The organism is Microbulbifer sp. ABE4_465 (assembly GCF_056160765.1).
This window is the reverse complement of the sequence record NZ_JBSWXV010000001.1, coordinates 540670-554937: the sequence shown is the minus strand read 5'-3', so window position 1 is coordinate 554937 and position 14268 is coordinate 540670. Positions and strand designations below refer to the sequence as shown.

Sequence of the window (14268 nt, the reverse complement as noted above, 5' to 3'; positions counted from 1 at the left end):
AAGTGAATTAATCCGAGATTTAAAAATTCTTATCGGCCAAAGCAATTTGGACGAGGGGGAGTCTAGGAACGGAGTGTTGCGAAAATGTTACGAATGAAAGACGCGAAGAAAAAAATGAGTAAATCAATTCAAAAATATTGCAATGTTAAATTTATATTTCCGCAATATTTCTATTTGATTTCACTAATATTTCAGAGAGATCCCGGGGGAGCAAAAAATGATCAGGCGGGTGATTAATTATCACTCCGGGCAAGAGACCCTGATGGACAGGCAGTACATGAGTTTCAGTTATAAGTTGAACAAAAAAACCACTAATACTGCCCGAGTAAAAATTCTTCGCCACGGCTTTTAAGCCACAACTGGCACAATTTTGCCGGTGGCTCGCTTGGCTGACGGGGCTCAGCCCAGTCAATCAGTTGATAGTAAACATCCCTCGACATCCGTCCCTCGAGACCATTGCGGACTTCAACATAAGGAACGGGTTGGGGAGGGTCTCCATAAGGCTTGAGCAAAAGCGGATGATCTTTGTCCAGCACTATAACGTCGGCGGTGTTGCTGGTGAGCAAAATTTCACCAGAGCTCCCCTCCCCTTCACGGGCTGCCTGAGTAATCAGAAAAGGGACATCTTCTACACGAATACGCCACTTCTCCACGGGAGTGACAAGGTAATAGTGACGCCCTTCCTTCTTGAGGATACTCGCAAACAGTTTGACCAGCGGCTGGCGCTCGATTTCGGTCCCTTCATGGACCCAGCGGCCGTCCGCCCGGATCAGCATATCCATATCGCCACAGAGGTCCGGGTTCCAGGAGGCCACCGGTGGGTGCCCCTGGAATTCGTCCTGCAATTTCTGCAGCTGTTGGAAGAGCGGTTCAGCCAAAACTGCTACCCGGGGTACTCGTCGGCGTGCTTTGTGCGGGTTCGGAGGCCTGGGTTCCGCCGAGGTGACGGCGATTGGAGATATCACCAATATGGACACCCACATCCATGATGAACTCCATCAGGCCCTCGCGATCTTCGATAACATCGGCGAAAGACTTGGAGTGATAGAGCTCAACGGCGCCCTGTACCAGCGCCCAATAGGTAGAGTAGTAATAGTAGGCGGGCACCTTCTTCAGAACACCCTGCTCCATACGACGCTCAAACACCCGGTTAAGGGCGGAGGCATTGGAATTCCGCAGAGCGTGCAGCTCGGCGATCATCTCAGGCGCCAGGTTCAGGGCGATGATTTTCTCTTCCAGACGCTGGAACAGGCGGTCGCGCGCCGGATCGGCCATACGAGACTCAAAATAGGCACGGGCCGGAGCGGTGATATCGCCCTGCTCGGCAGTGGCAACCGCGCTTTTCAGGCGTTCAGTGAGGGATTTCTCGTAGTCCATCAACAAGCGCATATAGATCTCGGTTTTGGAGATGAAATGCTTGTAGATGGTGCCTTTGCCGATATCGACCCGTTCAGCGATCTGCTCGACGGTAACCTTCTCTTCACCATGCTCGAGCAGAAGCTCTAACGCCGCATCCAGGATACGTTGCTCCCGCGCGCGGAACCGCTGAACCTTCTCTTTTGCCTTATCCATACTTCCGACCTTAGCTGTCCGTGAATGTGGAGACTGAAATTGACTATTCATTCATGAATGATAGGCAATTCCCCCGGAATGGAAAAGGATTTCCCAAATTCTACAAGGGACTTTGCGCCTAATTGACAGGAAAAACCCGCGCCAGTAGCACATTTTCCGCAGTTTGGCGGGTATCACACGGCGCAGCTCCTCTTTCCCCTTCTTAAATCTAGCGCTTATAGCTCACTCGATCTGATCTTTTTTCAGCCAATCAAAGCGGAAAAGCTGAATTACGTCAGCGCAAAAAGATTTTGCCGCCAGCGGCCGCAGAAAACGTGAGGCAAGACTAAAAATATCTTGCGCTCAATGTTATGTTTTTGGATGCACAACAAAATAGAGGGCCGCCATGCCGAACCTGACCTGACAATTGGATCGCAGCTATCCGTAGATTCAGCTGCCAAATCGAATCTGATTCTAATAATGAAAGAGAGATCATGAAAAATAATCAAACTTTACTGTCGATGCAGAGCCTGATTACCGGGCTCGCTGCCGTATTGCTCGGGACAGCAATACAGGTAAATGCCGCCCCTGCACCAGCAACCCCACTCACCAGCACTGCCAGTGACATGCACGTCATTGCCCCGGTGGAACCCAAATACAACCCGCACGAACAGACACAAACATCACCGATTCCGCTGCAGACGTTTTCCATGCTGTCGGCAGAGCCCATGTCCACCTGTGATGTGGACGGTTACGCCAGTAAAAGCGGGCAGGCACTGGTAGACCACATCCTGCAGTCGCAAGGTAGCTGTATCAACGACCTGTATGATGGCAACAGCACCAGCTTTGCCAGCTTCAGCAATCAGAAGATGGTCACTGTGGCCAATGCCGCACGACAACTGACCACGGATTACGATGCCGCTGACGGTGATGCCAGCATCAACAACCTCTTCTACTTTCTGCGTACCGGGTATTACATCGAGTACTACTACCCGGAGAACGTCAGTTTCGATGGCTCGGTCCAGTCGGCCGTGGTAAGCGCACTGGATGCGTTCGTTGCCAACCCGGATTTCTACGCCCTGTCCAGTACTAACGGCTCTGCAACCACGGATGCCATTGTCCTGATCGACAGTGCGGGGGAAAACGCCCGTTACCTGCCCGTCGTGAAAGAGTGGCTGCAACGTTGGAACCCCCAGGCCGGGGCCATTTCTTCCATGCGTGCTTCGGTCAACGGAATCTTTACCGTTCTGTTCCGCGGTCACTACATCAATGACTTCGTGTCTGCCGCTGGCAGCGACACCCAGCTCATGCAATTGCTCGGTAGCTTCGCACGCTCCGACTGGATGCTGGATTCAGAATCGCAGTTCATGCAGGAAAACGCAGCGCGCGAATTGACCCGTTTCCTTCAGCACACCTCAAGCCCCGCGTACAACACCGTAGTAGCGGAGACGCAGGCAATCTTCGACCACTACAGCATGATGGGAACCGGTCAGACCGTCTGGATTGCCGCGGCGGGGAATGCGGACTATTACGGAGATTGCGCTGTATTCGATATCTGTGGATTCGAAGAGGATCTGCAACAACAGGTGCTGGCCAATAACTATACCTGTAGCAGCAGCCTGAAAATCCGCGCGCAGGATATGAACTCGGTCCAGTTTGTCGATTCCTGTGATCAACTGGCGGACCAGGAAACCCACTTCCATGAACTGTTGAACACAAACTTCAACCCCGTCGCAGACGACTTCAATACCGATCTCGAGGTTGTCGTGTTCGATGATTGGGATGAGTACAACACCTATGCCCCGCTCTTCTACGGCATCAATACCGATAACGGTGGTATGTACCTGGAAGGCAACCCGGACGTACAGGGCAACCAGGCCCGGTTTATCGCTCACGAGGCCGACTGGCTGCGCCCTGACTTCGAAGTGTGGAACCTGACCCACGAATATGTGCACTACCTGGACGGGCGCTACAACCTGTACGGCAACTTTGCCGATGCCCGCACCGGCAGTCACAAAACCGTTTGGTGGATTGAGGGGCTTGCGGAGTACGTCTCCAAAAAGAACTACAACGACACGGCGGTAAACCTCGGGCGCACAGGCGCGTTCAACCTCAGCGAAATCTTCGCCAACACCTACAACAGCGGGCAGGACCGGGTATACCGCTGGGGCTATCTTGCGGTGCGCTTCATGTTTGAGAAGCACCACAGCGAAGTGGTCCAGATCCTCTCCTACCTCCGTGCCGGCAATTACGATGGCTACCTGAGCTACATCAACAATATCGGCACAAGCTATGACAGCGAGTGGCAGTCCTGGCTACAGCAGGTCGAGAGCACGGTCGACGATGGCGGTGACGGCGGTGACAATGAGCCAAGCCCGATCGCTAACAACCAGGAGATTTCCGGTATCGCCGTGGAAGCCGCGGGTGACGACACGCTCTACTATATCGATGTTCCCGCCACAGCGGACAGCCTCAGCATTGCCATCAGCGGTGGCAGTGGTGATGCCGATCTGTACCTGCGCCATGGCAGCGAACCAACGGATACGGAATATCAATGCCGGCCGTATATTGGCGGTAACGTGGAAGTGTGTGACGTGGACAATCCGCAGTCCGGTCGCTGGTACATCCGTCTCAAAGCCTATCAGGCATTCTCCGGTGTCAACCTGCTGGCAAGCTATACCGAAACCAGTACACCCAGCTGTAGCGGTGCGCCGGTGGACTACGGCAATCTGGAACTGAATACCAGCACCTGCCTGACCGACGGTAACAGCGTCAACTATTACTACACCTATATTCCCGAGGGCACCAGCTCCCTGACCGTCAAACTGTTTGGGGGTACAGGCAATGCCGACCTCTACGTCCAGGACTCTACCTGGGCGACCAGTAGTGATTACGACCAGCGTTCCACCAACGGTGACAACAACGAAACCCTGTCAGTGAGTACCCCGGACACGGGTTGGTATTACATTTCAGTCATTACCAATGAAGGCTACACCGGCGCCGGCATTCAACTAATCGCCAACTGATCCAGCGCCCTTCCGATCCCGGCCAGCGGCCGGGATCTCCTCCACAAGTTTTCAATGCTACTATCCTGCCCGCACCATATTTGTTATTGTACACACAATAAAAAGGAGCGCGACATGACGCACAGCGATTTCGTATCAAAACTTCGGGGCACACAGCGAGCACCAGACCGACGTTGTTGGCCCACGATCACCATGGTCCTGCTTGTGGCACTGATCAGTAGCTGTGAGAAGCGCAGTCAAAGCCCGCTACTCAGACAGCTCTCGGCACCCGAAACCGAGCTCTGGACGACCGGAGGTGTACACCAGCCAGATCAGTTTGCCGCAGCACTGCAAGAACTCGACACCCTGACCGGCAATCCCAGTGCCCGCTTTGACGAACTCGACGCGCTGCTTTATTTCCTCAGAGCCTACAGCTACTTCGGCCCAATCGAGGAAATCGATGATCTGCAGTGGTTCTCCGTCGATAAAATTTTGACCCAGTTGCGACAGCACCCACTGTTCATCCAGCGCAGTGACGAAAGCGCGCGCCTGCAAGAACATTTTGCGGTTACGCTGTATCGCTACTACAACCAAACGCCACTCACCGGCCGGCTCGCTGCGCATTTGGATACGCTGTACGGTATTCTCAGTCGCCACGTAACCCATACACCAGGGAGCGAAATAACCGAGCAGGCGCGCTACACCCTTTGGGAAACCTACCGGGCCATTGGATTTCTCGCTTACGAGGCGAGAAGCAAGCCACTGATTCAACAAGCGCTACAGGCCAACAATACCGCGACGGAAATATTGACTCGCAACGCACAGGTAATCCCATCGGATGTCGATCGCGGCTTGTGGCGCCTGCAACACGCGCTCTGGGCACTGGGTAATCTGCAGGTCATCAACGAAGAAGAAGAGCGGTATTCCCAGGTCGATGAGACCGTGTGGCAACTACTCTCGAAAGACCTGCCATTTCTTTCCGATGAGGATCAGCGCAAGCTGTACACCCGCCCCTATCTGGTTTCATCGTTTCGCGGCAAGAGTGCCTGCGATGAAGAGTTCAGGGATCGCTGCCATATCCCGGCAGTAAAAACCGCGCTCCCCATCGAACACAGCTGCTCACCGTCATTGCTGATCCGCGCCAACAGTATCAGTGAGCCCGCCTTGAAATCTGCCTGTAAAACCCTGATCGCCCAGGAGGACGACTTCCACTACAAACTGCAAAGTGGGCACAGACCGGTAGAGCAGGACCACAATGATCGCCTGGAAGTGGTCGTCTTCGACAACTACAGCCAGTACAACGAGTACGCCGCACTCCTGTTTGATATCAACACCAATAATGGCGGCATGTTCCTGGAAGGCAGCCCGGGCGAACCCGGTAACCAGGCGCGCTTTATTGCCTTTGAGGCCTTCTGGAGCAATCCCGATTTCAGTATCTGGAATCTGGAGCACGAATACGTGCACTACCTCGATGGGCGCTTCAACAAATGGGGCGGCTTCGGACATTTTCCCAGCCATATGGTGTGGTGGTCTGAGGGGCTGGCGAACTATATTGCCCAGGGCGACCACTATGACAGCGCCGAGCGCGACCTGCGTAAAACACGGCCGTCGGAATATCCCTCATTGAGTGACATTTTTGCCACCACCTATGACGATGGCGGTGAACGGGTCTACTCCTGGAGCTATCTCGCCATCCGATTCCTGTATCAGCAGGACCCGGACAGCCTTGCCACCATCGCCGGTTTCCTGCGCAAAAATGACTTTGCGGGTTATCGCCAGCAGCTCGACCAGCTGGCAGAACAGTGGCAGGCGACGTTCGCAACCTGGCTGAGCGAAATTACCGTTACACAAAGCAGCACACCCAAGCAGGAAAAACTCCCGCGGACGCTGTACCGCTATCTCTACCGGGACTACCTGCAGCCAGCGGACCTTCCGGAAACACCCCGCCATCGCCATCACATCTGACGAGGCTGAGCGGCGGGCCTGCGCGCCGCCGCTCGCTCGCACCTCGCACCTCGCACTCAAAATATTCGTGGCGCAGCCGAGCCTCTTTGCATGCACGGAACAAAACAACCATTGCACACAATGTAATTATTGTTTAGCCTTATTTTGCTCTTGCGCACAAAGTAATTTATGCGCAAGCAGGGCACTCCGATATAACAATAAACGGGTATTTACGATGCAGACATCCAAAAAGATTCTGGCGATTGCCATTGCAACCGCTGCCGGCCACAGTGGGTTTATCCACGCACAATCCGATGACAACGGGGTGGGTGACGCAAACCTGGTTGAGGAAGTCGTGGTTACCGGCTCGCGAATCCAGCGCAGCACCTTCGACACCCCTTCCCCCACCTCGGTGATCGACAAGGAATCCATCAAAATGACCGGTGAACTGAACCTCAATGAGGTTCTGTCCACCATGCCGCAGTTTGGAGAGGGTTTTGACTCCACTTCCGGCAGCTACTCGTTCGGCAACTCCGGATTGAACGCCCTGGATATGCGGGACATGGGTGTGGTGCGGACCCTTTCCCTGGTCAACGGCCACCGTCCTGTGCAAATCACCACCGATGGCAACACCATGGTGACGGAGATCGGCATGATCCCCAGCGAACTGGTTGAGCGGGTGGAAGTACTGACCGGCGGCGCCTCGGCGGTTTACGGCGCTGACGCGGTGGCCGGTGTGGTCAACTTTATTCTGAAAGACGACTACGAAGGGATGTCCATCCGCTCACAGCTGGGTACATCCGAAGAAGGTGGAGGCGAGACCGGAGGTTTTACGTTCACCTTCGGTGAAAACTTTGCCAGCGACCGCGGCAACGTCGCCGTCTCCCTGGACTATTTCGAACAGAAACCACTCCTGTTTAACGAGCGCGACAGTGCCGCCGGCCGCACCCGCTACATTCCGAATCCGGAAAATACCGGCCCCGAAGACGGCATCCCGGACTTCATCATCCACAACAACATCACTTATCCGGACTTCAATATCGCCGGTAACGTGTTTGGCATGTGGAACGGGGAACAGGGAGATCTCGACTGGTACGGTATCGAGGGAGACAATGTTCGCCTGAGGACACCAGCCACTGCCCTATCCCAGGGCTGGATGGCCACCGACGGCAGCGGTTTTGACCCCAATGCCTACAACTTTGCTCGCAGTCCGTTTGAACGTCTGAACGGCTACAGCCGGGTCTCTTATGAAATTTCCGACACTACGCGCCTGTCTGCCGATCTGATGTACTCAAACACCAAATCGTACGACGAGATCGACCCCGACTTTATCTGGGGCACCTGGGTAACACAGGAAGGTCTCGAGGCCAGCGGTATTTCCGTGCCCGACGCGGTGCAACAGGTCCTCGCGGAGTACGGGGATAATTGGCTGCAAATCCCCTACACCTTTGCCAGTGCCGGCCCGCGCTGGCACAAAAACGACCGCGAGTACCTGGCACTGAGCGCCACTCTCGAAGGCCAGTTCAACAACGGCTGGAACTGGGATACCTATCTGAACAGCGGCTATACCGATACGGTGCTCACCCGCGGAAACAACCTTCGCTATGACCGCATTGATACCAGTACGTTTACCCTCATCGGCCCGTGTGTGGAAGCCGGCAATTGCCCGGAATTTTCCCCATTCACCCAGGCGTCTGAGGCCGTTAACGAATACATCATGGTCGACCACGACACCCACACCAGTGTCACCCAACACGGTTTTGCTGCAAACCTTACCGGTGATCTTTTCGAACTGCCCGCAGGCATGGTGAAGTTTGGTAGCGGATTCGAGTCGCGCTACGAAAACCTGGATTACCAGCCGTCTGAGCTGTGGCAGTCCGGATTGCTCAGCTCGCAGCAAACCCCTATCGATGACAAGAGCCGCACCGTGCACGAGGTTTACAGTGAATTGCTGGTACCGCTGCTCGCGGAAAAACCTTTGGTTGAATCACTGGAATTCGAAACCGCAGTGCGCGCGGCCGAGTACTCCACCGAAGCTGCCAATTTCACCAGCTGGAAGGCAGGACTCAACTGGGCACTGAATGACAGTGTGCGTTTCCGCAGTGTTTACTCCCTGGCGGTGCGCGCACCTCAGCTCGGCGAAATGTATCTGGGCACCAGCATTGGCTACTCGGACCTGACCGACCCCTGTGATTCCGACGAGATAGATGGCGGCCCGGCAGACGGGCGCCGCCAGCAGAACTGTTCGGCACTGGGTATTTCAGAAGGCTGGGACTCCAACCTGAAAGGTCAGCGCGGACGGGTAATTTCTGAAGGCAACGACGATCTGCGCGAAGAAGACGCCACCACCTTTACCGCGGGCTTCGTGTTTACCCCCTCTTTTGCCGAGGGCCTCAATGTCTCCATCGATTACTACGATATTGATCTTACCGACATGATCGTGCGTTTTGGCGCGAGCAATACCCTCGCACTGTGCGTCGATTCAGAATCGATCAACAACGACTTCTGCAGCCAGGTAACCCGTCTGGCGAACGGTGATGTGGATTCGGTGCGGGATACCTACATCAATGCCGACGGCGCGCGCCGTACCGGTATCGATATTGAAGCGGACTACCAGTTCAGCCTTGATGACGCTCTGGGTCTGCCCGGTGATCTCAGGCTGAACCTGGTGGCCAACCGTCAACTGGAAAGCTCATACACCGAAACCAACAATCTGACGGGTGAACTGGAGACAACGGATTACGTCGGCGAATTTGGTGTCCCGGAGTGGAAAGCAGACATCACCACGACCTACTATGCCAACGACCTCACCCTGCGACTCACAACCAAGTTTACCCAGGGCGGCCCGATAGATCTGGATGGCCGCAGCGAGCGCTATCAAAACAGCAGCATAGAAGACTCCCTGTATTTCAATCTGTGGTCCGGATACCAGGTGACAGAATCCACCCAGCTGTATCTCGGATTGAACAATCTCACCAACGAAACCTGGACGAACCACCCTTACACCTCTTACGGCTCGGCCAATTATTCCCTGCTGGGACGCTATCTGTACGCGGGGATTAACCTCAACTTCTAAGTCCGAACACTGCTTAAGTATCGTCATATGCACCCTGTACTCACAGGACTTTACCCCTGATCGGGGACTTGTCGGAGAATGTTGGACCTCTCTGTTTTGCGCCGCCTAGCGGCGCTTTTTTATGGGCAAAAAAATCCCGGCTTGTGGCCGGGATTCCTGTACTTGTGTTACGGGTAGTAATACAAGGATTAGAAGTCGTAACGCGCTACCAGACTGAAGTAGCGGGCACGACTGCGCATTTCTGTTAAACCGTAGTCTGGGTTCGTTACCAGGCCGCTGGTTCCCTGCACCGAGCGAATTTCATTGACATCCAGTGCGGCGTCATCATTCAGTGCATTGTAAATGGTGCCTTTTAACAGCAGGTCGCCATCCAGTAACGGCATGCGATACGCCAGGGAAAGATCCAGCTGTTTGCTCCAGGGCAAATTGCCGGCGGTACCGCGCGGCGCCGGATTGCCATTCTCATCATAGAAAGACACCTCGCCATAGTACTGACTGATACAGTCACTCCACGGGCTACCCTCAGCACAGCTGTCGACGCCTACCGGGTGGATACTGAAGTAGTTCTGCGGGCGACCGGAAACCACCGAGGTCACAAAACCGAAGGTGAGATCGTCGGTGATATCGTAGAAACCATTCAGTTTCAGCGCGTGGCGGTGATCATTTGGCAGATCGCCATAGCCGTGGTCCATCAGGTCTGCGTAGTCATAGGAAGTCGTCCAGCCCGGATCCGCCTGATTGTTATCGGTACGAACAAGGCCCTCGGTATTACCGTAACTGTGGGACCAGGTATAGGACGCGTCCAGGAACAGTCGATCGGTGAACTGGCCACGCAGAGAGGTTTCCAGAGCGAGGTAGCGGCGGGAAGCCTTGGGCAGCGCCAGCTCTTCCGCCGACAGGATTACGCTATCCGTCTGTCCATCGCCGTCGAAGTCATAGCGGATATTGACGTCTTCACCGGGATTCAGCAGGACGTAATAGCTGCTCTGGCCAACATTGTCTTCAATGCCGTTGGCTTCCAGATAGTTACTCAATACAGGACCGATATCAGTGTCTTCCACAGAGCGCTTAAGATCCCGGTATACACCGCGCACACCAAGCACCATGCCATCCAGCACCAGAGTTTCCACTCCGAGGGTGAATTCGTCGGAATACATACCCTCCAGATTTCCGCTGGCAATCAGTTCCGGCTCGACAATACCCTGTTGACGTACCCAGCTGTGCAGTAGTGCACCGCGACTGGGGGAACCGTCTTCATTCAGCAGCACCCGGTCATTACTGTCCATGGCACCGGGCGCGTAGTAATCAAACGTCTCGCGGGAGTATGACCCCTGGGTAATATTCATATTCGCCGATACTGGCTGATAGTAGCGGCCAAAGGTGGCAAACGCCTTGCTGTTGCCATCACCGTTGAAATCCCAGATTGCCTGAATACGGGGAGAGATGCCGTCATTCTCTACGAAGGCTGCACCACCGGTGACGGTGTTTTCGAACTGCTCGTAACGCGCACCCAGATTCAGGGTAAATTCATCAGTCACCGACCAGGAATCCTGCAGGTAAAACGCGGTCGCGCTCACGGTAGAATCCGTTCCTCGCACTCGGATACGTCGCTCCACCAGATTCGTGCCTTCCGGCTGCAGGGATGGGTCGTTTACCGTTGCCAGGCGCTGTTCCCACCAACCGCGGGCGTCACCCTCGCCATTCTGGTTTTCCTGGTAAAACACATCGACGGTGCTGTAGTCCACACCGACCTTGATTGCGTGATCCAGCAAATCGTAGCTCAGGTCAAAACGCACCTGATCGCGCACATAGTCTTCATCAAATATGGTCGAGTCACTGTGATTACTGAAGCTCACACAGGTTGTGCGGCAATCGTAAACTGAAGGGAGACTGTTCAGTGCGGAGTTGTATACCGTTTCCTGCGTGCGCCCGGCGGTAATATCCAGAATCAGATCGTCAGTCAGACGGCCGTTGTAATGCGCACCGAACACCTTCCCGCCCTCACGGCTCTCTGTGCGCCCTAGCCCGCTGCCGATCTGGTTCTGCTCCGGATCGTAGGCAAAGCTGTGGTATTCACCATTCTCTTCATTGTTGATCGCGGTGAAATCAATCGCGTGGTTGTCATTGATAAACCAGTCCAGCTTTACCAGCCAGCGATCTTCTTCCCGGGTACGGTCGTAGTAGCTGCTACCACTTGCCCAGGTATCGTCGGTCTTTCTCGGGCTGTAGAGCGCGTAGAAGAACGCCTTGTCCTGCACAATCGGCCCGCTCGCCCAGACCTGAGCTTCCTGAAAGTCCATGCCGCTCTGGCGGGTATTGATGGTGTATTCACCGGCGTTATTGGTGACTGAGCCATGCTGACTGCGCAGGGAATCCGGATCCATCCGCAACTGCGAGCCGAAGTTGAACTCATTGTTACCGGACTTGGAAACCGCATTGATAATGCCACCGAGCGCGCCGCCAAACTCCGGGTCGATAGCGCCGGTCTTTACCTGCGTCTGACTGATTGCTTCCCATGGGAGTGCGATTGAGCCAAGGCCGGTTTTAATATTCGAGACATTCAGGCCATTCAGGTAATAACCATTTTCTGCAGAAGACGCCCCGCCGAAACTGGACGCACCATTGAAGTTACTGCCGCCGGCCACAACAACCCCAGGCGCCAGCTGGGCCATGGCTTCAAAGCCGGTATTCACCGGCAGAAGTTCCAGCTTTTCCTGAGTAATCACCACACCGGCGGTGGATGAACCGGTATCCACCGGACGTCGCATGGTGCCGGTAACTTCCACGATTTCCAGCACCTCGCCCGGTACCGCCAGGGTCCCGTCGTACACCACCGCCTGCCCCACACGCACCAGCACCTCGGGCGCAGTGGACGGGCTATAGCCGTCTTTCTCGAAGCTCACGGTGTATTCACCCACCGGGAGGTTGCGCAGATTGTATTCCCCTTTTTCATTACTGGTTACGGTGCGGGTAAAGCCCTTGCCAATATGGATGACGGTTATCTCGGCACCGGCCAGCACTTTGCCACTGGCACTGATGACCTGCCCTTTCAAGGTGCCACCGGAAGTGTCTGCCGCCAGTACGCTGGTGCTCGCCAGAGTTGCACTGACCGCAAGCGCGAGCAGCTTCTTTTTTATCTCCATGGTTTCTTAAACCCTCTTTCCTGATGTCGTTATTATCTCGCGTCAAATATCTTTGCACGCAATATCAACTTAATCATATTGTGTGTACAATAACAACTAATGCGCACCACTCGAATACGAACCCGATAACAACTAGAGGGAAGGCATGACGCAGATTTCTACATCGACTCGCGGAACCACCGGCGATACATCGAAGCAGCAAGCAACGATCGGAAATACAGCGCAGGGGTACTTCCCTACGGCTTTCTACGTTGCAAATGTGATGGAAATATTCGAGCGGCTGGCCTGGTATGGGTTTTTCACCCTTTCGTCGCTGTATATGACCAACGGTGTCAGCGAGGGCGGGCTGGGGTTTTCAGAGGCTGAACGCGGCACCATTCAGGGGGTTATCCCGTTTCTGCTCTACCTGTTGCCGGTATTCACCGGCGCGCTCGGGGATCGTTACGGCTACAAGCGTATGTTCTTTTTAGCCTTCGCGATCATGACCCCGGGCTACTACCTGCTTGGTCAGGTATCAGGATTCTGGCCCTTCTTTGTCATTCTGCTATTGGTTGCGGTAGGCGCGGCCGTGTTCAAGCCTCTCGTTGTGGCAACGGTGAGCCGCACGACCAATAAGCAGAACCGCGCCCTGGGTTTTGGTATTTTCTACACCATGATCAACGTCGGTGGATTTATCGGGCCGGTGGTGGCCGGCATCGTGAAAGGCATCAGTTGGGACTGGGTATTTACTGTTGCCGCCTGCTGGATTGCGGTCAACTTTCTGTTGCTACTGTTTTACCAGGAGCCCGTTCAACGTGAGCCATTGGAAGGCGGGGCGCCGAAGGCCCGTCAGCAGCACCAGAGCGTGTTGCGAGAAATTGCCCAGGTGTTGAGGAACCGCCATTTCGTCCTTTACCTGTTGATCATGTCGGGATTCTGGGCCTGCTATAACCAGCTGTTTCTGACGCTACCTCTGTATATTCGCGATTTCGTTGATACCGCGCCCCTGTTAGCCAGAGTCGAGTCATTCAGTCCTGCGATTGCCGACACCATCAGCGACAGAAGCGGAAGACAAATTAGCCCCGAATTCATTACCGCGTTCAATTTCGGCAGTATTCTGCTGTTACAAATTGCGATCAGTCAGATCAGTAAACGGTTCGCCTCGCTACACGTTCTGATATCTGGCACCTGCATGATGGCAGCGAGTTTTTTGTGGATGGGCTTTGGCCCGGTCCTCGGCGGTATCGGTGTCGTACTCGCGGTCGTTGCCTTCTCTATGGGTGAAATGCTGACGTCTCCCAAAAGCCAGGAATATGTCGCGGAGTCCATGCCTTCCAGCCAGGCCGCGCTCTTTATGGGGTATTACTTTCTCTCCATGGCCATTGGATTCCTGGTGGCAGGCCTACTGTCAGGCTGGGGCTACGGTTACTTTGCCAAAACCCTGGGCAGGCCGGACTGGATGTGGGGGGGATTTGCAATGCTGTCCGTGTGCTGCGCAACCGCCCTGCTCTGGTACCACGTATACATTCTCGGCAACCGCCGCTGACTCATCACTAAAACCGATTAATCA

7 protein-coding genes are annotated in these 14268 nt (G+C 54.7%); 4 read left to right on the top strand and 3 right to left on the bottom strand.

Annotated elements, in window-relative coordinates:
* Positions 1 to 311: 311 nt before the first annotated feature.
* Both ACXAG1_RS02195 and ACXAG1_RS02190 read right to left on the bottom strand, forming a co-directional pair.
* Positions 312 to 878, bottom strand: a complete 567-nt coding sequence (locus tag ACXAG1_RS02195) for a DUF1285 domain-containing protein (RefSeq protein ID WP_475118804.1) — start codon at positions 876 to 878, stop codon at positions 312 to 314.
* Positions 871 to 1572 (bottom strand): TetR/AcrR family transcriptional regulator, encoded by a 702-nt coding sequence (locus ACXAG1_RS02190; protein WP_475118803.1) that lies wholly within the window; start codon positions 1570 to 1572, stop codon positions 871 to 873. Before ACXAG1_RS02190 ends, ACXAG1_RS02195 begins: the two co-directional genes overlap by 8 nt.
* A gap of 473 nt (positions 1573 to 2045) precedes the next feature.
* Here ACXAG1_RS02190 and ACXAG1_RS02185 point away from each other — a divergent pair, with 473 nt between their 5' ends.
* The 3 genes from ACXAG1_RS02185 (at position 2046) to ACXAG1_RS02175 (ending at position 9576) form a co-directional block, all read left to right on the top strand.
* Positions 2046 to 4577, top strand: a complete 2532-nt coding sequence (locus ACXAG1_RS02185; RefSeq protein ID WP_475118802.1) for a M9 family metallopeptidase — start codon at positions 2046 to 2048, stop codon at positions 4575 to 4577.
* A 114-nt stretch (positions 4578 to 4691) separates the two neighbouring features.
* Positions 4692 to 6521 (top strand): collagenase, encoded by a 1830-nt coding sequence (locus tag ACXAG1_RS02180; protein ID WP_475118801.1) that lies wholly within the window; start codon positions 4692 to 4694, stop codon positions 6519 to 6521.
* A gap of 214 nt (positions 6522 to 6735) precedes the next feature.
* Positions 6736 to 9576, top strand: a complete 2841-nt coding sequence (locus ACXAG1_RS02175; RefSeq protein ID WP_475118800.1) for a TonB-dependent receptor plug domain-containing protein — start codon at positions 6736 to 6738, stop codon at positions 9574 to 9576.
* A 188-nt stretch (positions 9577 to 9764) separates the two neighbouring features.
* On the opposite strand, the gene ACXAG1_RS02170 is transcribed toward ACXAG1_RS02175, so the two are convergent.
* On the bottom strand, positions 9765 to 12719 hold the full coding sequence (locus ACXAG1_RS02170) for a TonB-dependent receptor (RefSeq protein WP_475118799.1): 2955 nt from the start codon (positions 12717 to 12719) through the stop codon (positions 9765 to 9767).
* 145 nt (positions 12720 to 12864) lie between these two features.
* Between ACXAG1_RS02170 and ACXAG1_RS02165 the strand changes: the two genes are divergently transcribed.
* The gene (locus tag ACXAG1_RS02165; RefSeq protein ID WP_475118798.1) at positions 12865 to 14244 is read left to right on the top strand and encodes an MFS transporter; all 1380 of its coding nucleotides are present in this window, start codon (positions 12865 to 12867) and stop codon (positions 14242 to 14244) included.
* Positions 14245 to 14268: the final 24 nt, after the last annotated feature.